This is a genomic window from Pseudomonas sp. SWRI99 (genome assembly GCF_014270125.1).
Taxonomy (GTDB): Bacteria; Pseudomonadota; Gammaproteobacteria; order Pseudomonadales; family Pseudomonadaceae; genus Aquipseudomonas; species Aquipseudomonas hamedanensis.
On the sequence record NZ_JABWQR010000025.1, the window covers coordinates 17,186 to 35,968 of the forward strand.

General features: G+C 61.1%; 16 protein-coding genes. 10 read left to right on the forward strand and 6 right to left on the reverse strand.

Going from position 1 to position 18,783, the window contains the following annotated elements; translation table 11 throughout:
- Window positions 1–81: 81 nt before the first annotated feature.
- The gene (gene olsB, locus HU743_RS19790) at window positions 82–837 is read left to right on the forward strand and encodes an L-ornithine N(alpha)-acyltransferase (RefSeq protein WP_186621092.1); all 756 of its coding nucleotides are present in this window, start codon (window positions 82–84) and stop codon (window positions 835–837) included.
- Window positions 837–1,628, forward strand: coding sequence for a lysophospholipid acyltransferase family protein (locus HU743_RS19795; RefSeq protein ID WP_186650721.1), 792 nt, complete (start codon window positions 837–839; stop codon window positions 1,626–1,628). The genes olsB and HU743_RS19795 overlap by 1 nt, the downstream gene beginning before the upstream one ends.
- 103 nt (window positions 1,629–1,731) lie before the next feature.
- On the opposite strand, the gene HU743_RS19800 is transcribed toward HU743_RS19795, so the two are convergent.
- A complete protein-coding gene (locus HU743_RS19800; protein ID WP_186552092.1) occupies window positions 1,732–2,316 on the reverse strand; it encodes an ACP phosphodiesterase in 585 nt (194 codons plus the stop codon).
- 169 nt (window positions 2,317–2,485) lie between these two features.
- Here HU743_RS19800 and HU743_RS19805 point away from each other — a divergent pair, with 169 nt between their 5' ends.
- Genes HU743_RS19805 through HU743_RS19815 form a run of 3 tightly spaced genes read left to right on the forward strand, consistent with a single transcriptional unit; the run spans window position 2,486 to window position 5,067 of the window.
- Window positions 2,486–2,788, forward strand: a complete 303-nt coding sequence (locus HU743_RS19805; protein ID WP_186650723.1) for a metalloregulator ArsR/SmtB family transcription factor — start codon at window positions 2,486–2,488, stop codon at window positions 2,786–2,788.
- Window positions 2,789–2,822: 34 nt separating this feature from the next.
- Window positions 2,823–3,989, forward strand: a complete 1,167-nt coding sequence (locus HU743_RS19810; protein WP_186650725.1) for an MFS transporter — start codon at window positions 2,823–2,825, stop codon at window positions 3,987–3,989.
- A gap of 28 nt (window positions 3,990–4,017) precedes the next feature.
- Complete coding sequence (locus HU743_RS19815; RefSeq protein ID WP_186650727.1) at window positions 4,018–5,067, forward strand: alkene reductase; 1,050 nt, start codon at window positions 4,018–4,020, stop codon at window positions 5,065–5,067.
- A 211-nt stretch (window positions 5,068–5,278) separates the two neighbouring features.
- On the opposite strand, the gene emhR is transcribed toward HU743_RS19815, so the two are convergent.
- A complete protein-coding gene (gene emhR, locus HU743_RS19820; protein WP_186650729.1) occupies window positions 5,279–5,911 on the reverse strand; it encodes an efflux system transcriptional repressor EmhR in 633 nt (210 codons plus the stop codon).
- Window positions 5,912–6,177: 266 nt separating this feature from the next.
- On the opposite strand from emhR, the gene emhA reads away from it, so the two are divergent.
- The 5 genes from emhA (at window position 6,178) to HU743_RS19845 (ending at window position 14,717) form a co-directional block, all read left to right on the forward strand.
- A complete protein-coding gene (gene emhA, locus HU743_RS19825; protein ID WP_186650731.1) occupies window positions 6,178–7,335 on the forward strand; it encodes an efflux RND transporter periplasmic adaptor subunit EmhA in 1,158 nt (385 codons plus the stop codon).
- 3 nt (window positions 7,336–7,338) lie between these two features.
- Window positions 7,339–10,503 (forward strand): efflux RND transporter permease subunit EmhB, encoded by a 3,165-nt coding sequence (gene emhB / locus HU743_RS19830; RefSeq protein WP_186650733.1) that lies wholly within the window; start codon window positions 7,339–7,341, stop codon window positions 10,501–10,503.
- Window positions 10,500–11,960, forward strand: a complete 1,461-nt coding sequence (gene emhC, locus HU743_RS19835; protein WP_186638217.1) for an efflux RND transporter outer membrane subunit EmhC — start codon at window positions 10,500–10,502, stop codon at window positions 11,958–11,960. Before emhB ends, emhC begins: the two co-directional genes overlap by 4 nt.
- 414 nt (window positions 11,961–12,374) lie before the next feature.
- Window positions 12,375–13,634 carry an OprD family porin gene (locus HU743_RS19840; RefSeq protein WP_186650735.1) on the forward strand — a complete coding sequence of 420 codons (1,260 nt, stop codon included), beginning with the start codon at window positions 12,375–12,377 and terminating at the stop codon, window positions 13,632–13,634.
- Between the two features lie 276 nt (window positions 13,635–13,910).
- Complete coding sequence (locus HU743_RS19845; protein WP_186650737.1) at window positions 13,911–14,717, forward strand: methyltransferase domain-containing protein; 807 nt, start codon at window positions 13,911–13,913, stop codon at window positions 14,715–14,717.
- 105 nt (window positions 14,718–14,822) lie between these two features.
- Here the strand turns inward: HU743_RS19845 and pcaC are convergent, their stop codons facing one another.
- From pcaC to HU743_RS19865, 4 genes are read right to left on the reverse strand one after another with little or no spacing between them, the layout of a single operon-like run.
- The gene (gene pcaC, locus HU743_RS19850) at window positions 14,823–15,215 is read right to left on the reverse strand and encodes a 4-carboxymuconolactone decarboxylase (RefSeq protein WP_024011942.1); all 393 of its coding nucleotides are present in this window, start codon (window positions 15,213–15,215) and stop codon (window positions 14,823–14,825) included.
- 10 nt (window positions 15,216–15,225) lie between these two features.
- Window positions 15,226–16,017, reverse strand: a complete 792-nt coding sequence (pcaD, locus tag HU743_RS19855) for a 3-oxoadipate enol-lactonase (RefSeq protein ID WP_186650739.1) — start codon at window positions 16,015–16,017, stop codon at window positions 15,226–15,228.
- Between the two features lie 11 nt (window positions 16,018–16,028).
- Window positions 16,029–17,393: a 3-carboxy-cis,cis-muconate cycloisomerase gene (locus HU743_RS19860; RefSeq protein WP_186650741.1), complete on the reverse strand. Its 1,365-nt coding sequence runs from the start codon at window positions 17,391–17,393 to the stop codon at window positions 16,029–16,031.
- Window positions 17,394–17,439: 46 nt separating this feature from the next.
- Window positions 17,440–18,735, reverse strand: coding sequence for an MFS family transporter (locus HU743_RS19865; protein WP_186552079.1), 1,296 nt, complete (start codon window positions 18,733–18,735; stop codon window positions 17,440–17,442).
- Window positions 18,736–18,783: the final 48 nt, after the last annotated feature.

Consider the following 18,783-nt stretch of genomic DNA (forward strand, 5'->3'; position numbering starts at 1 on the left):
TGACTTTGCACAACACGGCTGCATAAAGAAAGTCGATCGGCTGCAACCCACGACGGGTTCAAGGCCCGTACGGAGATTCACATGACGCAAATCGCCCGCATCAGCGACACCGGCAATGAACGCCGCCTGCAAGCCGAACGCCTGATCGGCGCCCAGGCTTTGCAGCAAGCCCAGGCCCTGCGCTTCAACGTCTTTAGCGGCGAGTTCAACGCCAAACTCAAAGGCGCGGAGCTGGGTCTGGACATGGATGATTATGATGTTCACTGCAGCCACATCGGCGTGCGTGACCTGAATACCGGGCGCCTGGTGGCGACCACGCGTCTGCTCGATCACACCGCCGCCAGCAGCCTCGGCAAGTTTTACAGCGAAGAGGAATTCAGCCTGCACGGCCTCGCGCATCTGCAAGGCCCGATCCTGGAGATCGGCCGCACCTGCGTCGACCCGGCCTATCGCAACGGCGGCACTATCGCTGTGCTCTGGGGCGAATTGGCCGAAGTGCTCAATCAAGGTGGCTACAGCTATTTGATGGGCTGCGCGAGCATTCCGATGCAGGACGGCGGCATTCAGGCCCACGCGATCATGCAGCGTCTGCGCGAGCGTTATCTGTGCACCGAACACCTGCGTGCCGAGCCAAAAAAACCGCTGCCGACACTGGATATTCCATCGAACGTGATCGCGGAAATGCCGCCGCTGCTCAAGGCCTACATGCGCCTGGGCGCGAAGATCTGCGGCGAGCCGTGCTGGGACGAAGACTTCCAGGTCGCCGACGTGTTCATCCTGCTCAAGCGCGACGAACTCTGCCCGCGCTACGCCAAGCACTTCAAGGCGGCCGTGTGATGAGCCGGCTGCGGGTGTACGCGCGAATCGCGCGAGTGCTGCTGGTGGTGACGCTGGGGCTGACCATGGCCAGCGTCTTCGGTGTGTTCGAACGGATCGGTCTGGCACACTCGATGGAACGTCGCCAGCGCTGGTCGCGCTTCTTCATGGCACGCCTGAGCAACGCCCTGCCCTTTCGCGTGACGGTGCATGGCGAGCTGCCGAAACAGCCGATGCTGTGGGTCAGCAATCACGTGTCGTGGACCGACATTCCGCTGCTGGGCATGCTCACGCCGCTGTCGTTTCTGTCCAAGGCCGAAGTGCGCACCTGGCCGGTGGCCGGCTGGCTCGCGGCCAAGGCCGGCAGCCTGTTCATCCGTCGCGGCGCCGGCGACAGCCAGTTGATCCGCAAACAGATGACCCGTCACCTGCAAACCGATCACGCCTTGCTGATGTTCCCCGAAGGCACCACCACCGACGGCCGCTCGCTGCGCACTTTTCATGGTCGCTTGCTGTCGGCCGCGATTGATTCAGAGGTGTTGCTGCAACCGGTAGCGATCCGTTATCTGCGTGATGGCGAAATCGATGGGCTGGCGCCGTTCATTGGCGACGATGATTTGCTCTCGCATTTGATGCGGTTGTTCAGCAACGATTGCGGCGATGTCGAAGTACATTTGCTCAAACCGATCGCGTGTCAGGGTCGTGAGCGTGCAGCGCTGGCGTTCGAGGCGCAGCAGGCGGTGCAGAAGGCGTTGTTTGGATCGGTTCCCGACACCCGACAAGCGCCGATACGCCCGGCAATCGCTGCCTGAAACACAGATCCCTTGTGGGAGTGAGCCTGCTCGCGATAGCGGTCTATCAGTCGATGCAACTGTGACTGACAGACCGCTATCGCGAGCAGGCTCACTCCTACAATTAGATTTTCGGTGGTTTCGCGTTTTGTGCGAAATCCTGTAGCTGCGGGTAGAACAAACTGAAGTCTTCGCTCAGCGGTTCATACAAGCGCCGCAATTCCTCCATCGCGCCCGCCAGCTCTTCAGGCCTGGTCAACCGTCGCGAGATTCCACGCAGCACCTGTTCCAGCACTTCAAATTCGCGATACGACCCCAGCCAGTCGTTGGCAACCATGTGCGGCGCGATCTTCGCCAGCCGTTCGGGCAGTTGCCGTTCGCGGGACAGCACCTGATACACGTCAGCGGTGAACAGCTCCAGTGGCCGATCGGCATAGCTCGACCAATCCCGCGCCAGGCAGTGATCGAAAAACACATCGAGGACGATCCCGGCGTAGCGTCGCCGGGTCTGCGAAAAACGTCCCAGGGCGATGTCCACCAACGGGTGACGGTCGGTGAACACGTCAATGCGCCGATGCAGTTGAATCGCTGCCTCGATCTCCGGGGCAAACTGCCCTTGCAGGCGCCCTTTGACGAAGTCGCCATACAGGCTGCCGAGCAGCTGGCCGGGGCGCTGGCCACCGAGGTGCAAATGTGCGAGATAGTTCATGGGGCGCAGCTTAGCACTGCGTCCGCCCCGCTATCACCTCAATATCGTTATAACCCGATATAGCGATTTATAAGCTCGTCAGACCGATTTCATATTGGTATATCGCGATCTAACGATTTAAAGTTCGCCTCATCGCGATATATCGCCACTGCCAACACGAGCCCAAGCCATGAACCTCGACCTCGACGAAATAATAAAAGCCCTGGCGCACCCAGTACGGCGAGACATCCTCAACTGGCTGAAGAATCCCAAAGCCGAATTTCCCGAGCAGTTGCACAACCACGAATACGGCATCTGCGCCGGACAGATCGATCAACGCTGCGGCCTGTCGCAATCGACCGTGTCGGCGCACTTGGCAACGCTGCAACGGGCCGGGCTGATCAGCAGCCAGAAGGCCGGGCAGTGGCATTTTTTCAGACGTAACGAGGACGTTATCCAGGCGTTTCTCACCACCCTCAGTAAAGAGCTCTGACCCTTAACGTCAGCCAGCCGACAAGGAAACCCGCATGCCCCTCTCGCTCCTCATCCTGGCCCTGAGCGCCTTCGCCATCGGCACCACCGAATTCGTCATCATGGGCCTGCTGCCCGATGTGGCGACCGACCTCGGTGTGTCGATTCCCGGTGCCGGCTGGCTGGTTACCGGTTACGCCCTTGGCGTGGCCATCGGCGCACCGTTCATGGCGCTGGCCACTGCGAAGCTGCCGCGCAAGGCCGCGCTGGTGGCGTTGATGGGCATCTTTATTGTTGGCAACCTGCTCTGCGCCATCGCCAGCGATTACAACGTGCTGATGTTCGCTCGCGTGGTCACCGCACTGTGTCACGGCGCGTTCTTCGGCATCGGTTCAGTGGTGGCGGCCGGTCTGGTCGCGCCGAACAAACGTGCTTCGGCGGTGGCCTTGATGTTCACCGGCCTGACTCTGGCCAACGTGTTGGGCGTACCGCTGGGCACGGCGTTGGGTCAGGAAGCCGGTTGGCGCTCGACCTTCTGGGCAGTCACCGTTATCGGCGTGATCGCGCTGATCGGCCTGATCCGTTTCCTGCCGGCCAAGCGTGACGAAGAAAAGCTCGACATGCGCGCCGAACTCGCCGCACTCAAAGGCGCCGGCATCTGGCTGTCGCTGAGCATGACCGCGCTGTTCGCCGCCTCGGTGTTCACCCTGTTCACTTACGTTGCGCCGCTGCTCGGCGAAGTCACCGGCGTCTCGCCGAGTGGCGTGACCTGGACGCTGATGCTGATCGGCCTGGGCCTGACCGTCGGCAACATCATCGGCGGCAAGCTCGCGGACAAAGGCATGGCCGCCACGCTGATCGGCGTGTTCATTGCCATGGCCGTGGTCTCCACCGTGCTGAGCTGGACCAGCGTTGCGCTGATCCCGACTGAAATCACCCTGTTCCTCTGGGCCACCGCGTGTTTCGCCGCCGTGCCGGCGCTGCAAGTCAACGTGGTGACCTTCGGCAAAGCTGCACCCAATCTGGTCTCGACCCTGAACATCGGCGCTTTCAACGTCGGCAACGCCCTCGGCGCTTGGGTCGGTGGCAGCGTCATCGCCCACGGCTACGGCCTGACCCGCGTGCCGCTCGCAGCCGCCGCGCTGGCCGTGCTCGCGCTGCTGGTGACCCTGATTACCTTCCGCCAGAACGGCAATGCCGAGCTGGCCCCTGCTTCCAACTGATCAACTTCCCTTCAAGAGGCTTATAGACATGGCGACTATTTTCGATCCCATCAAACTCGGCGACATCGAGCTGAGCAACCGCATCATCATGGCCCCGCTGACCCGCTGCCGCGCCGACGAAGGCCGCGTTCCCAACGCGCTGATGGCTGAATACTACGTACAACGCGCCTCGGCCGGTCTGATCCTCAGCGAAGCCACATCGGTAACGCCGATGGGCGTCGGCTACCCGGACACCCCGGGCATCTGGTCCAACGATCAAGTGCGTGGCTGGGCCAACGTCACCAAGGCGATTCACGCTGCCGGCGGCAAGATCTTCCTGCAACTGTGGCATGTCGGCCGCATCTCCCACCCGTCGTATCTCAACGGTGAAACACCAGTCGCGCCGAGCGCCATCCAGCCAAAGGGCCACGTCAGCCTGGTGCGCCCACTGGCCGACTATCCGACGCCGCGCGCCCTGGAAACCGCTGAAATCGCCGACATCGTCGACGCCTACCGCACCGGTGCAGAGAACGCCAAGGCCGCCGGTTTCGACGGCGTGGAAATCCACGGCGCCAACGGTTATCTGCTCGATCAGTTCCTGCAAAGCAGCACTAACCAGCGCACCGACCACTACGGCGGCTCGCTGGAAAACCGTGCGCGCCTGCTGCTGGAAGTGACGGATGCCGCCATTGAAGTCTGGGGCGCCGGCCGCGTCGGTGTGCACCTGGCACCGCGTGCCGATTCCCACGACATGGGCGATGACAACATCGCCGAGACCTTCACTTACGTCGCCCGTGAACTGGGCAAGCGCGGTATCGCCTTCATCTGCTCGCGCGAGAAAGAAGGCGCCGACAGCCTCGGCCCACAGCTGAAAGAAGCGTTCGGTGGCCCTTACATCGCCAACGAAAAATTCACCAAAGAAAGCGCCAACGCCTGGCTGGCCGCAGGCAAGGCTGACGCAGTGGCGTTCGGCGTGCCGTTCATTGCCAACCCGGATCTGCCGGCACGCCTGAAGGCTGATGCGCCGCTCAATGAGCCGCATCCGGAAACCTTCTACGGCAAGGGTCCGGTGGGTTATATCGACTATCCGACGCTGTAAGCCATACCCTGGAAACGCCAAAGCCCCCGACTTGTGAGAGTCGGGGGCTTTTTGTTGTTGCCGGAGGATGAGGGCAAGCGGCGAAACACGGCTTCACAACAACGACACAATTTCCCTACAAAATGCCTGGCTCGCTACGTTTAAACTCTGCGCCGCGATCAATGGCCATGCCGGCTGATTGACATCCCCATGGCCAATTGCGCATTTTGTTTCATTTGCGCAGGCTGGGGCTCAGGCGCAGCATGTCCAGCCCGGTGTCGACCCAGCGTTCAGCTTCTGCATGCAGGTCAAAGCCGTCCGGTGCCAGCAGCCAGCCATATAGAAGGCCATCGATGTAGGCGTGAATACTGATGGCCGCGCGGGCGGTGTCGAGATCTGCCGGCAACTGGCCGCGATTCACCGCATTGCGCAGGGTCAGGCCGATGCGCACATTGCAGTCGAGGCTGGCTGTCCGGCGCTGCTGGCGCAGATCGCACATTTCATCGGTGAACTCGCATTTATGAAACAGAATTTCGTTGATGCGCCGGGTTTTCGGGTCCAGCGCAACTTGATGAAACAAATGAATCAGCAATTTGCGCATACAGCCCAATGGATCGAGTTCGTCCTCGCTTTCACTGGCCTTGGCCAATTCATCCAGCGGCTCATGCAGACTGTCGAGCATGGCCTGAACCAGATCGGCCTTGTTGCTGAAATGCCAGTAGATGGCACCACGCGTGACACCGGCCAGGGTCGCGATGTCCGCCAGGGTGGTGCGGGCGACCCCCCTTTCATAAAAGGCCTTCTCAGCCGCTTCCAGAATCTGGCTGCGGGTTTCTTGAGCTTCCTCTTTGGTACGACGGACCATGGCAGTAAAACCTCAAACAGGACGTTTCAGGGATGGCTGAATATCCGCTGAATAAAGAGGGGGCGATCTCTCATGAATCGACTCCCCGGCCTACAATTTCAAACCTTGCGACGACTTTTGTAACAGGGTGGGTACGCGGCGCAGGTATTTACAAACAACCATGAACGTAAGTATATTCCTTAGCAAGCTACTTATCCACCCGGTGCCCGATTTTTACTTTTCCACACTTCTTGTGCGCTTTTCGCGCGCCTGACCCGAGGATCTACATGCAATTCAAGCCAGCTGTTACCGCCCTGGTCACTGCCGTCGCCCTGGCATCGCTGCTCAGCGGATGTAAAAAGGAAGAAGCGGCCCCGGCCGCTCCGCCTCCTCAGGTCGGCGTCGTCACTCTGCAACCACAAGCTTTCACGCTCACCTCGCAACTGCCGGGCCGCACCAGTGCGTTCCGCATCGCCGAAGTGCGTCCGCAGGTCAACGGCATCATTCTCAAGCGTCTGTTCAAGGAAGGCGGCGACGTCAAAGCCGGCCAGCAGCTGTATCAGATCGATCCGTCGGTCTATGAAGCGACCCTGAAAAGCGCCGAAGCCAACCTGCGTTCGACCAAGTCGATTTCCGACCGCTATAAGCAACTGGTCGATGAACAAGCCGTCAGCCGTCAGGAATACGACACTGCCGTGGCCAATCGGATGGAGTCGGAAGCGTCACTGCAGAGTGCGCAGATCAATGTCCGTTACACCAAGGTTTATGCGCCGATTTCCGGTCGTATCGGCCGCTCTTCGGTGACCGAAGGCGCGCTGGTCAGCAACGGCCAGGCCGATGCCATGGCCGTGATCCAGCAGCTCGATCCGATCTACGTCGACGTCACCCAGTCGTCGGTCGAATTGCTGGAACTGCGCCGTGAACTGGAAAGCGGCCGTCTGCAAAAGGCTGGCGACAACGCCGCCAAGGTCAAGCTGACTCTGGAAGACGGCAGTCAGTACAAGCTCGACGGCAAGCTGGAGTTCTCCGAAGTCTCGGTTGACCAGACCACCGGTTCGGTGACTTTGCGCGCGGTGTTCCCGAACCCGGATCACACCCTGCTGCCGGGCATGTTTGTGCACGCCCAGTTGCAGGCCGGTGTTAACAGCGCCGCGATCCTCGCGCCTCAGCAAGGCGTGACCCGCGACCTCAAAGGCACCCCGACCGCACTGGTCGTCGGCGCCGACAACAAGGTCGAGTTGCGTCAGCTCAAGGCCAGCCGCACCGTCGGTAGCCAGTGGCTGATCGAAGACGGCCTGAAGGCCGGCGATCGTCTGATCACCGAGGGCTTGCAGTACGTCAAACCGGGCGTTGAGGTCAAAGCGACCGAAGCGACCAACGTCGGCACCAAGAACCCGGCCCCCGCTCAGGCAGCTGATAAAGCCGCCGGCGGCCAAGGGGAGTAACTCATGTCAAAATTCTTCATCGACCGTCCGATTTTCGCCTGGGTAATAGCCCTGGTGATCATGCTGGTCGGCGCGCTTTCGATCCTGAAATTGCCGATCAACCAATACCCGAGCATTGCACCGCCGGCCATTGCGATCTCCGTGACCTACCCGGGTGCGTCCGCGCAAACCGTGCAGGACACCGTGGTGCAAGTGATCGAGCAGCAACTCAACGGTATCGACAACCTGCGTTATGTGTCCTCGGAAAGTAACTCCGACGGCAGCATGACCATCACCGCGACCTTCGAGCAAGGTACCAACTCCGACACCGCGCAGGTCCAGGTCCAGAACAAGCTGAACCTGGCCACCCCGCTGTTGCCCCAGGAAGTGCAGCAGCAAGGTATCCGCGTGACCAAGGCAGTGAAAAACTTCCTGCTGGTGATCGGCGTGGTATCGCGTGACGGCAGCATGACCAAGGACGACCTGTCCAACTACATCGTGTCGAACATGCAGGACCCGATCTCGCGCACCGCCGGTGTCGGTGACTTCCAGGTCTTCGGTGCCCAGTACGCGATGCGCATCTGGCTGGACCCGGCCAAGTTGAACAACTTCAACCTGACCCCGGTCGACGTCAGAACCGCCATCGCGGCGCAGAACGTTCAGGTTTCATCCGGTCAGCTCGGTGGCTTGCCTGCCGTCAAGGGCCAGCAACTGAACGCGACGATCATCGGCAAGACCCGTCTGCAGACAGCCGAGCAGTTCAAGGAAATCCTGCTCAAGGTCAACAAGGACGGCTCGCAGGTTCGCCTCAAAGACGTGGCTGAGGTCGGTCTCGGTGGTGAAAACTACGCGATCAGCGCCCAGTTCAACGGCAGCCCGGCGTCCGGTCTGGCGGTGAAACTGGCCAACGGCGCCAACGCTCTCGACACGGCCAAGGCCCTGCGTAACACCATCGACAGCCTCAAGCCGTTCTTCCCGCAAGGCATGGAAGTGGTGTTCCCGTACGACACCACGCCAGTGGTGACCGAGTCGATCAAAGGCGTGGTGCACACGCTGGTCGAAGCGATCGCACTGGTGTTCCTGGTGATGTTCCTGTTCCTGCAGAACTTCCGCGCCACCGTCATCACCACGATGACCGTGCCGGTGGTATTGCTCGGTACGTTCGGCATCCTCGCCGCCGCCGGTTTCAGCATCAACACCCTGACCATGTTCGGCATGGTGCTGGCCATCGGTCTGCTGGTGGACGACGCCATCGTTGTGGTGGAAAACGTCGAACGGGTGATGAGCGAAGAAGGCTTGTCACCGAAGGAAGCCACGAAAAAATCCATGGGCCAGATCCAGGGAGCCCTGGTCGGTATCGCCCTGGTGCTGTCGGCGGTACTGCTGCCGATGGCGTTCTTCAGCGGCTCCACCGGGGTGATTTACAAGCAGTTCTCGATCACCATCGTTTCGGCCATGGCCCTGTCGGTACTGGTTGCCCTGATCTTCACCCCGGCGCTGTGCGCGACCATGCTCAAGCCGATTCCGAAAGGCGAACATGGCACCCCGAAGAAAGGTTTCTTCGGCTGGTTCAACCGCAACTTCGACCGTGGCGTGCAGAGTTACGAGCGTGGCGTCGGCAACATGCTGACCCGCAAGGTGCCGTACCTGCTGGCTTATCTGTTGATCGTGGTCGGCATGATCTGGCTGTTCACCCGCATCCCGACCGCGTTCCTTCCAGAAGAGGACCAGGGCGTTCTGTTCGCTCAGGTGCAGACCCCGGCAGGTTCGAGTGCCGAGCGCACGCAGGTGGTCGTGGATGAAATGCGTGAGTATCTGCTGCGTCCCAACAAGGACGGCGGTGAGGCGGACGCGGTGGCGTCGGTGTTCACCGTGACCGGCTTCAACTTCGCCGGCCGTGGTCAGAGTTCGGGTATGGCGTTCATCATGCTCAAGCCGTGGGGCGAGCGTAACGCTGACAACAGCGTGTTCAAGCTCGCGGCCCGTGCCCAGCAACACTTCTTCAGTTTCCGCGATGCGATGGTGTTTGCCTTCGCCCCGCCAGCGGTACTGGAATTGGGTAACGCCACCGGTTTCGACGTGTTCCTGCAGGACCGCGCCGGTATCGGCCACGAAAAACTGATGGAGGCACGCAACCAGTTCCTCGGCATGGCAGCACAGAGCAAGGTGCTGACGCAGGTGCGGCCGAACGGCCTGAACGACGAGCCGCAGTTCCAGCTGGAAATCGACGACGAGAAGGCCAGCGCCCTCGGCATCACCATCAGCGATATCAACAACACCCTGTCGATCGCGCTGGGCAGTAGCTACGTCAACGACTTCATCGACCGTGGTCGCGTGAAGAAAGTGTACGTGCAGGGCCAGCCGGACTCGCGCATGAGCCCCGAAGACCTGAAGAAGTGGTACGTGCGTAACGCCGACGGCACCATGGTTCCGTTCTCGGCGTTTGCCAAGGGCGAATGGGTCTACGGCTCACCGAAACTGGCGCGCTACAACGGTGTAGAAGCAGTCGAGATTCTCGGGGCTCCGGCGCCGGGCTACTCCACCGGTGAAGCGATGGCCGAAGTCGAGGCGATTGCCAAGAAGCTGCCGGCCGGTGTCGGTATCTCCTGGACCGGTCTGTCCTACGAGGAGCGTCTGTCCGGCTCGCAAGCGCCAGCGCTGTACGCCCTGTCGCTGCTGATGGTGTTCCTGTGCCTGGCGGCGCTGTACGAGAGCTGGTCGATTCCGATCGCGGTCATGCTCGTGGTACCGCTGGGGATCATCGGTGCCTTGATGGCCACCAGTCTGCGCGGCCTGTCCAACGACGTGTACTTCCAGGTGGGCCTGTTGACGACCATCGGTCTGGCGGCTAAAAACGCCATTCTGATTGTCGAATTCGCCAAGGAATTGCACGAGCAGGGACGCACCCTGCGTGAGGCGGCTATCGAAGCCTGCCGCATGCGTCTGCGTCCGATCATCATGACGTCGCTGGCCTTCGTCCTCGGTGTTGTACCGCTGGCGATCTCCACCGGCGCCGGCTCAGGCAGTCAACATGCGATCGGTACGGGCGTGATTGGCGGTATGCTCACGGCCACGATCCTGGCGATCTTCTGGGTCCCACTGTTCTTTGTCACGGTTTCGTCCATGGGCCAACGTAAAAACGCCCACGTGGATGACACTCAAGAAACTCCTAAAGAGGCTGGCCAATGAGCAAGTCGCTACTCTCCATCGCAGTCGCCGCCTTCGTGCTGAGCGGTTGCTCGCTGATACCTGATTATCAGCAGCCTGAGGCTCCGGTCGCAGGCCAGTACCCACAAGGGCCGGCGTATTCGCCGACCCAGGCACCGGCACAAGCCGCTGCCGAACAGGGCTGGCAGCAGTTTTTCCATGACCCGGCGCTGCAGCAATTGATTCAGGTCGCACTGGAAAACAACCGCGACCTGCGTGTCGCGGCGCTGAACATCGACGCCTACGCGGCGCAGTACCGCATCCAGCGTGCCGACCTGTTCCCGGCGGTGTCGGCGAACGGTTCCGGCAGCCGCCAGCGCCTGCCGGCCCGCGCCTCGCAAACCGGCGAGTCGAGCATCAGCAGTTCCTACTCGGCGACCGTGGGTGTCAGCGCCTACGAGCTCGACCTGTTCGGTCGCGTTCGTAGCCTGAGCGAGCAAGCGCTGCAGCAATACTTCGCCACCGAAGAAGCGCGGCGCAGCACCCAGATCAGTCTGGTCGCCAGCGTCGCCAACGCTTACCTGACCTGGCAAGCGGACAAGGAACTGCTCAAGCTGACCCAGGACACCCTCGGTGCCTTCGAAGAAAGCTACAAGCTGACCAGCCGCAGCAACGAAGTCGGTGTGGCCTCGGCGCTGGATCTGGCGCAATCGCGAACCTCGGTGGAAAACGCCCGGGCGCAACTGGCGCGGTATACCCGCCAGGTGGCGCAAGACGAAAACAGCCTGACCCTGCTGCTCGGCACCGGCATTCCAGCCAACCTGCAAGCGGCCAAACCGTTGTCGGACGATCTGCTCAGCGACGTGCCGGCCGGTCTGCCTTCGGATCTGCTGCAACGTCGTCCGGACATTCTGCAAGCCGAGCACAACCTGAAAGCGGCTAACGCCAATATCGGCGCAGCCCGTGCCGCGTTTTTCCCGAGCATCAGCCTGACCGCCAACGCGGGCACGCTGAGCCCGGACCTGTCCGGTCTGTTCAAGGGTGGCTCGGGAACGTGGCTGTTCCAGCCGCAGATCAACCTGCCGATTTTCAACGCCGGCAGCCTGCGCGCCAGCCTCGACTACGCCAAGATCCAGAAGGACATCGGCGTGGCGAACTACGAGAAGTCCATCCAAACGGCCTTCCAGGAAGTCGCCGACGGCCTGGCCGCACGTCAGACCTACACCGAGCAATTGCAAGCGCAGCGTGACTTCGTTCAGGCCAACCAGGATTACTACCGCCTGGCCGAACGTCGCTACCGCATCGGCGTCGACAGCAACCTGACCTTCCTCGATGCCCAGCGTCAGTTGTTCAGCGCGCAACAGGCGCTGATCACCGACCGCCTCGCGCAGCTGACCAGTGCGGTCAACCTGTACAAGGCTCTTGGTGGCGGCTGGAATGCGCAGACCGCGCAGAACGAGCCGGTGAAAGAAGAAGCGCCGAAGATGAAGTTGTTCTGATCATCGGTTGAAAGCATCAAGCCCACCTTTTGGTGGGCTTTTTGTTGGCTGGCAAAAAAGATATGGCGCCTGCACCGGCGCCATCGCGAGCAGGCTCACTCCTACAAGGGAACGCATTTCAAATGTAGGAGTGAGCCTGCTCGCGATGAGGCCATCTCAGTCGCTAAAAACTCCGTTGAATCTTGCGTTCGATAACCGCCCAAAACCCGCTTTTACCAATTGAATCCCCATCGCCGCGCCCCGCACCATTCGCCTCAGAAAACCAATAACAACAAGGTTCGACACCATGCTCCAGCGCCCTGCCCCGCCCGGCTGACTGCCGCCGCTTCACTCTTAATAGCAATCCCTGTCAACGCCCTTGAAAACGATGACAGCGCAGCCGTTCGCCCTAGAAAAACAAGAGAGACCACGTCCATGACAGTTTTCCCTGTGCCTTATGCATTGCCCGGCCTGGTTGCATTGGCCATCGCCGGTCTGGCCCTGCCAGCGAGCGCCGAAGAAGCCGGTTTCGTTGAAGGCGCCAAGGTCAACCTCAACTTGCGCAACTTCTACATCAACCGCAATTTCACCAATCCGACCAAAGCCCAAGGCAAGGCTGAGGAATGGACGCAGAGTTTCATCCTTGACGCCAAATCCGGGTTCACCCAGGGCACCGTCGGTTTCGGCATGGATGTGTTGGGGCTGTATTCGGTGAAGCTTGATGGCGGCAAGGGCACCGGCGGCACGCAGCTGCTGCCGCTGGACCGCGACGGCCGTCCGGCGGACAACTTCGGTCGCACCAACGTTGCCTTCAAGGCAAAGTTGTCCGAAACCGAAATCAAGGTCGGTGAGTGGATGCCGGTGTTGCCGATTCTGCGCTCCGACGACGGCCGTTCATTGCCGCAGACCTTTCGCGGCGGCCAGATCACCTCGAAGGAAATCGACGGGCTGACCCTTTATGGCGGCCAGTTCCGCGCCAACAGCCCGCGCGACGACAGCAGCATGAGCGACATGTCGATGACCGGCAAAGCCGCGTTCACCTCTGACCGGTTCAACTTTCAGGGCGGCGAATATGTCTTCAATGACAAACGCACGCAGATCGGCCTGTGGAACGCCGAACTCAAAGACATCTACAGCCAGCAGTACATCAACCTGATCCACAGCCAGCCGCTTGGCGACTGGACGCTGGGCGCCAACCTCGGCTTCTTTTACGGCAAGGAAGATGGCAGTGCCCGCGCCGGCGATCTCGACAACAAGACCTGGTCCGGGATGTTCTCGGCCAGGTACGGCGGCAACACCTTCTACGTCGGCCTGCAGAAACTCACCGGCGACAGCGCGTGGATGCGCGTCAACGGCACCAGCGGCGGCACGCTGGCCAACGATAGCTACAACGCCAGCTATGACAATGCGCAGGAACGTTCCTGGCAGTTGCGCCACGACTACAACTTTGCCGCCATGGGCATTCCCGGCCTGACGCTGATGAACCGCTACATCAGCGGCGACAACGTGCACACCGGGACCCTCACCGACGGCAAGGAATGGGGCCGCGAGTCAGAACTGGGCTATACCGTGCAGAGCGGCACGCTGAAGAACCTCAACGTCAAATGGCGCAACTCGACCCTGCGCCGGGATTTCAGCAATAACGAGTTTGATGAAAACCGGTTGATCGTCAGCTACCCGATCAGCCTCCTGTAAACCACGATTTCATCTGTAGGAGTGAGCCTGCTCGCGATAGCGGTAGATCCGTCACATTCGCAATGATTGACCTAACGCTATCGCGAGCAGGCTCACTCCTACAGGGGATTTGTGCCATTGGTCTGGATTTGTTGCGCCTCACAGGGCGCCGTATAGAGTTCCAAGACCTGAAGGACTCAGGCGCCCCACCCTTCCCGCTTCCGTTTCGTAGTCGGTCCCCCTGCTGTGCACCAGGTTGTCATCGGAAGACACCATTGATCACTGGAGGACCACCTCATGATCAACCGACTCACCTCAGCACCCGACTGGGACGCCAAGGCGTACCAACAGTTTTCCCGACTCAGGCAACGCCCGGTCAACGAATTGCTCGAGCGTGTCGATCTGCAAAACCCCAAGCGCATCTACGATCTGGGCTGTGGCACAGGCATCGCCACGCAGTTATTGGCCAAGCGCTGGCCGCGTGCGCAATTGCAGGGCATCGACAGCTCGCCGCAAATGCTCGACGAAGCCCGCGGTCTGCCGATCAAGGCGCTGTGGAAACAATGCGATCTGCTGGCCTGGCAACCGGAGCAGCCGGCGGATTTGCTGTTTGCCGCCGCGGTGCTGCATTTCCTCGATGGCCATGAAACGTTGCTGCCGCGCCTGCTCGGGCATCTGAATCCTGGCGGTTGCCTCGCAGCGCACATGCCGGACTGGCGCGACGCGTTGTGGTATCGCTTGATGCTCGAAACACTGGAAGACGCAGGCCCCGGCGGCACGCCGTTGGGCACGCCTGAACTACGCCAGCGCATGGCTTCGCGGACGTTGCTGACATTGGAGAATTACTACCGGTTGCTCGCCCCGCTGACCATGTCGCTGGACATTTGGGAGACCGAGCAGTTGCAAGTGGTGAACGGCAAGTCGCCGGTGTATGACTGGGTCAAGGTCTCGGCGCTGCGGCCGGTGATGCAGGCGCTGGATTCAGCGCAACAGGCGCGGTTTATCTATCACTACCTGATGCGGGTGCATGAGCATTATCCGCCAGAGGGCGATGGCTGCACGTTGTTTGCGTTCAAGCGGATATTTATTGTCGCCACGGTTTGATTTGTCGCATCCACTACCGCTATCGCGAGCAGGCTCACTCCTACATTTGGAATGCGTTTCCCTGTAGGAGTGAGCCTGCTCGCGATAGCATCAGCTCAGACACCATCAATCCCGGGATTCAACACCCAATTCATCCCACACCGATTCGGCCAGATGAAACGTCGCATTCGCCGCCGGAATCCCGCAGTAGATCGCGCTCTGCATGATCACTTCCTTGATCTCGCCCCGGCTCACGCCGTTGTTGGCCGCCGCGCGCAGGTGCAGCTTCAGTTCACCCTCGCGATTCATGCCGATCAGCATGGCGATGGTGATCAGGCTGCGCGTGTGCCGAGGCAGGCCCGGGCGGGTCCAGATATCGCCCCAGGCGTGGCGGGTGATCATCTCCTGGAATTCGGAGTTGAACTCGGTCAGGGTGGTAAGGCTGCGATCGACATGGGCATCGCCCAATACCGCGCGGCGCACTTGCATGCCTTCGTCGTAGCGTTGTTTTTCGTCCATAAAATATTCCTCACTGAGCCTGCAAAAACGCCAGCACACGGTCGCTGAACCCGGCGCCGGCCTGCACGTTGGACAGGTGCGCCGCGTAGAACTCGGCGTACTCGGCGCCGCGCACATGGTCACGAATGAAATGCCCACCGGACGGCGGCGTCACCGAATCTTCGCTGCCGGCAATCACCAGCAATGGCACGTTGATCGAAGCCAGTTGTTCTCGGAAATCGGCATCGCGCACCGCTGCGCAGTTGGCCGCATAACCTTGTGGATTGGTCGCGGCAAGCATGTCGGTAATCTTCTTCGCCGCCTCGGGATGCGCTGCCGAGAAGTCCGGGGTAAACCAGCGCGCAATCGAGGCGTCACGCAACGCGACCATCGCCGCCGGGCCGTCGCGCAATACCGTTTCGATGCGCGGATTCCACACCGACGGATCGCCGATTTTCGCCGCTGTGTTGCAGACGATCAGCTTGTGCAGACGATGACCAGCGTTGATTCCCAGCCACTGGCCGATCAGCCCGCCCATCGACAGTCCGCAGAAATGTGCACGCTCGATGTGCAGCGCATCGAGCAGACCGAGCACGTCGTGGCCCAGTTGCTCAATGCTGTACGGCCCTTCGGTGACCAGCGATCGGCCGTGGCCGCGAGTGTCGAAACGCAGCACGCGAAAATGCTCGGTGAATACCGGCATCTGCGCGTCCCACATGTGCAGGTCGGTGCCCAGCGAGTTGGACAGCACCAGCACCGGCGCATCGTCCGGGCCATCGATTTGGTAGTGCAGTTCGCCATCGGCGAGGTGAACGAAAGCCACAGCCTTCTCCTTCAGACAGTCAAAGCGTTGTGTTCGGCCACCGCGCGCTCGACCCAGACGTGGGCCTGGCCGAGGTAGTGCGCGGGGTTGAGAAGATCGTCGAGTTCAGCCTCGCTGAGTTCGGCGGTGACTTGCGGCTCGTCACCGAGCACCGCGCGCAAGTGACGCTGCTCGGCCACCGCGCGTTTGCAGCACTGTTCCAGCAGATGATGCGCAGTGTCGCGACCCACCCGCTGTGCGAGGACAATGCTCACCGCTTCGGCCAGCACCAGCCCTTGAGTCAATTCGAGGTTACGGGTCATGCGTGCGGCGTCGACTTCCAGGCCATCGGCAAGCAAGCGCGCCTGTTGCAGCGAACCCGAGACCAGGCAGCAAATCTCCGGCAGGGTTTCCCATTCGGCATGCCACAGACCGAGGCTGCGCTCGTGTTCCTGCGGCATCGCACTGAACAGCGTCGACACCAGCCCCGGCACCCGGGTCGCCGCGCCGATCAATACTGCCGCGCCCACCGGGTTGCGTTTGTGCGGCATGGTCGATGACCCGCCTTTGCCCGGCGCCGCCGGCTCGAACACTTCCGCCGCTTCGGTCTGCATCAACAGGCTGATGTCGCGGCCGAGCTTGCCGAGGCTGCCGGCGATCAGGCCAAGCACGGCGCCGAATTCGACGATGCGATCGCGCTGGGTGTGCCACGGTTGTTCCGGCAGGCTCAGTTGCAGCTCTTCGGCCAAGGCTTGCGCGATTGGCAAGGCCTGTTCACCCAGCGCCGCGAGCGTGCCGGAGGCGCCACCGAATTGCAGCACCAGCAGCCGCGGTTTCAGTTCCCGCAGACGCTGACGGCTGCGCGTCACAGCGCCCAGCCAGCCGGCGATTTTCATGCCAAGAGTGACTGGCGTCGCGTGTTGCAGCCAGGTGCGCCCGGCCAACGGTGTGGTGGCGAACCGTTGTGCCTGGGTGGCCAGCGAATCGGCCAGTAGCGCCAGATCGCTTTCGATCAGCGCCAACGCCTGACGCAATTGCAGCACCATCCCGGAATCCATCACGTCCTGACTGGTCGCGCCCAGATGCACATAGCGCTCGGCTTCGGCGTCGCTAGACGCAATCTGTCTGCCCAACGCCTTGACCAGCGGAATCGCCGAGTTGCCGGCGCTGGCAATCGCCTCGCCCAGCGCCGAGAAGTCATACAGACCGGCGTCGCACGCCACCGCAATCGGTGCCACCGCTGATGAAGGAATCAGGCCAATACGCGCCTCGGCCCGGGCCAGCGCTGCTTCGAAGTCGAGCATCGCCTGCACGCGGCCCTGATCGCAGAACACCTCGCGCATATCACGGGCGGTGAAGTAGGCATCGAACAATTGATTGCCCGGTCGCTGAGTCATAAACAGTCCTTGCCGGCGCGGGCCAAGCCGGCCCGCGCGCTGGAGGTTAGAGATCGTGGTGCAAATACGCCGCCTGTTTCGGCAGGCGCAGGCTGAACAGGAACGCCACCGCCATCATCGCCGTGACGTACCAATAGAACGAGTTTTCCATGCCGATATTTTTCAGGCTCAGAGCGACGAATTCCGCCGAACCGCCAAAGATCGCATTGGCCACCGCATAGGCCAGACCGACACCGAGGGCGCGCACCTCGGGCGGGAACATTTCGGCTTTCACCAATCCGCTGATCGAGGTGTAGAAACTGACAATTGCCAGCGCCAGCGTAATCAGCACGAACGCCAGAAACGGACTGCTGATGCTTTTCAAACTGAGCAGAATCGGCACGGTGAACAGCGTGCCGAGGGCGCCGAACCAGAGCATCGAATTACGTCGGCCGATCTTGTCGGCGAGCATGCCAAACAGCGGCTGCATGCACATGTACAGAAACAGCGCGCCGGTCATGATGTAGCTGGCGGTCTTGGCGTGCATGCCGGCGGTGTTGACCAGGTATTTCTGCATGTAGGTAGTGAAGGTGTAGAAAATCAGCGAGCCGCCCGCGGTGTAGCCGAGTACCGTGATGAACGCGGCTTTGTGATCGCGAAACAGTGCCGCGATGCTGCCGGCGTCTTTGTGTTCGCGGGTTTCCTTGTTGGTGGTTTCTTTCAGCGAACGACGCAGGAACAGCGAAATCAGCGCCGCCACCGCACCAACCACAAACGGAATCCGCCAGCCGTAGGCCCGCAGGTCTTCTTCGGTGAGGAACTGTTGCAGCACCACCACCAGCGACACCGCCAGCAGTTGTCCGCCGATTAACGTCACGTACTGGAACGAGGCGAAGAAGCCGCGCTGGCCCTTGAGCGCCACCTCACTCATGTAGGTTGCGGTGGTGCCGTATTCGCCGCCTACCGATAGCCCTTGCAAAAGACGCGCAAAAAGCAGCAGCACCGGCGCCCAGACCCCAATGTCCTTGTAGGTCGGCAGGCAGGCGATCAACAGCGAGCCAAAGCACATCATCAGAATCGAGATGAGCATCGAATTCTTGCGCCCGTGCTTGTCGGCGACCCGGCCGAAGATCCAGCCGCCAATCGGCCGCATCAGGAAGCCAGCGGCAAACACACCGGCGGTGTTGACCAGTTGCACGGTCGGGTTATCGGAGGGGAAAAACGCCGGGGCGAAATAGATCGCGCAGAAGGCGTAGACGTAGAAGTCGAACCATTCGACCAGATTGCCGGACGAGGCGCCGACAATGGCGAAGATGCGCTTGCTGCGCTCTTCGCCGGTGTAATGGGAAGTGGTGGTGGTCATTGTCTTTTCACTCGAAAGGGACGGTCACAGTCTAGACACACTTTGCAA

What these genes read in the sequence shown, in the direction of transcription:
- HU743_RS19795 (WP_186650721.1), top strand. Translation starts at nt 837, where the DNA reads ATGAGCCGGCTGCGGGTGTACGCGCGAATCGCGCGAGTGCTGCTGGTG.
- HU743_RS19860 (WP_186650741.1), bottom strand. Translation starts at nt 17,393, where the DNA reads ATGACTCAGCGACCGGGCAATCAATTGTTCGATGCCTACTTCACCGCC.
- olsB (WP_186621092.1), top strand. Translation starts at nt 82, where the DNA reads ATGACGCAAATCGCCCGCATCAGCGACACCGGCAATGAACGCCGCCTG.
- HU743_RS19815 (WP_186650727.1), top strand. Translation starts at nt 4,018, where the DNA reads ATGGCGACTATTTTCGATCCCATCAAACTCGGCGACATCGAGCTGAGC.
- HU743_RS19810 (WP_186650725.1), top strand. Translation starts at nt 2,823, where the DNA reads ATGCCCCTCTCGCTCCTCATCCTGGCCCTGAGCGCCTTCGCCATCGGC.
- emhC (WP_186638217.1), top strand. Translation starts at nt 10,500, where the DNA reads ATGAGCAAGTCGCTACTCTCCATCGCAGTCGCCGCCTTCGTGCTGAGC.
- emhR (WP_186650729.1), bottom strand. Translation starts at nt 5,911, where the DNA reads ATGGTCCGTCGTACCAAAGAGGAAGCTCAAGAAACCCGCAGCCAGATT.
- HU743_RS19865 (WP_186552079.1), bottom strand. Translation starts at nt 18,735, where the DNA reads ATGACCACCACCACTTCCCATTACACCGGCGAAGAGCGCAGCAAGCGC.
- emhA (WP_186650731.1), top strand. Translation starts at nt 6,178, where the DNA reads ATGCAATTCAAGCCAGCTGTTACCGCCCTGGTCACTGCCGTCGCCCTG.
- HU743_RS19845 (WP_186650737.1), top strand. Translation starts at nt 13,911, where the DNA reads ATGATCAACCGACTCACCTCAGCACCCGACTGGGACGCCAAGGCGTAC.
- HU743_RS19840 (WP_186650735.1), top strand. Translation starts at nt 12,375, where the DNA reads ATGACAGTTTTCCCTGTGCCTTATGCATTGCCCGGCCTGGTTGCATTG.
- HU743_RS19800 (WP_186552092.1), bottom strand. Translation starts at nt 2,316, where the DNA reads ATGAACTATCTCGCACATTTGCACCTCGGTGGCCAGCGCCCCGGCCAG.
- HU743_RS19805 (WP_186650723.1), top strand. Translation starts at nt 2,486, where the DNA reads ATGAACCTCGACCTCGACGAAATAATAAAAGCCCTGGCGCACCCAGTA.
- emhB (WP_186650733.1), top strand. Translation starts at nt 7,339, where the DNA reads ATGTCAAAATTCTTCATCGACCGTCCGATTTTCGCCTGGGTAATAGCC.
- pcaC (WP_024011942.1), bottom strand. Translation starts at nt 15,215, where the DNA reads ATGGACGAAAAACAACGCTACGACGAAGGCATGCAAGTGCGCCGCGCG.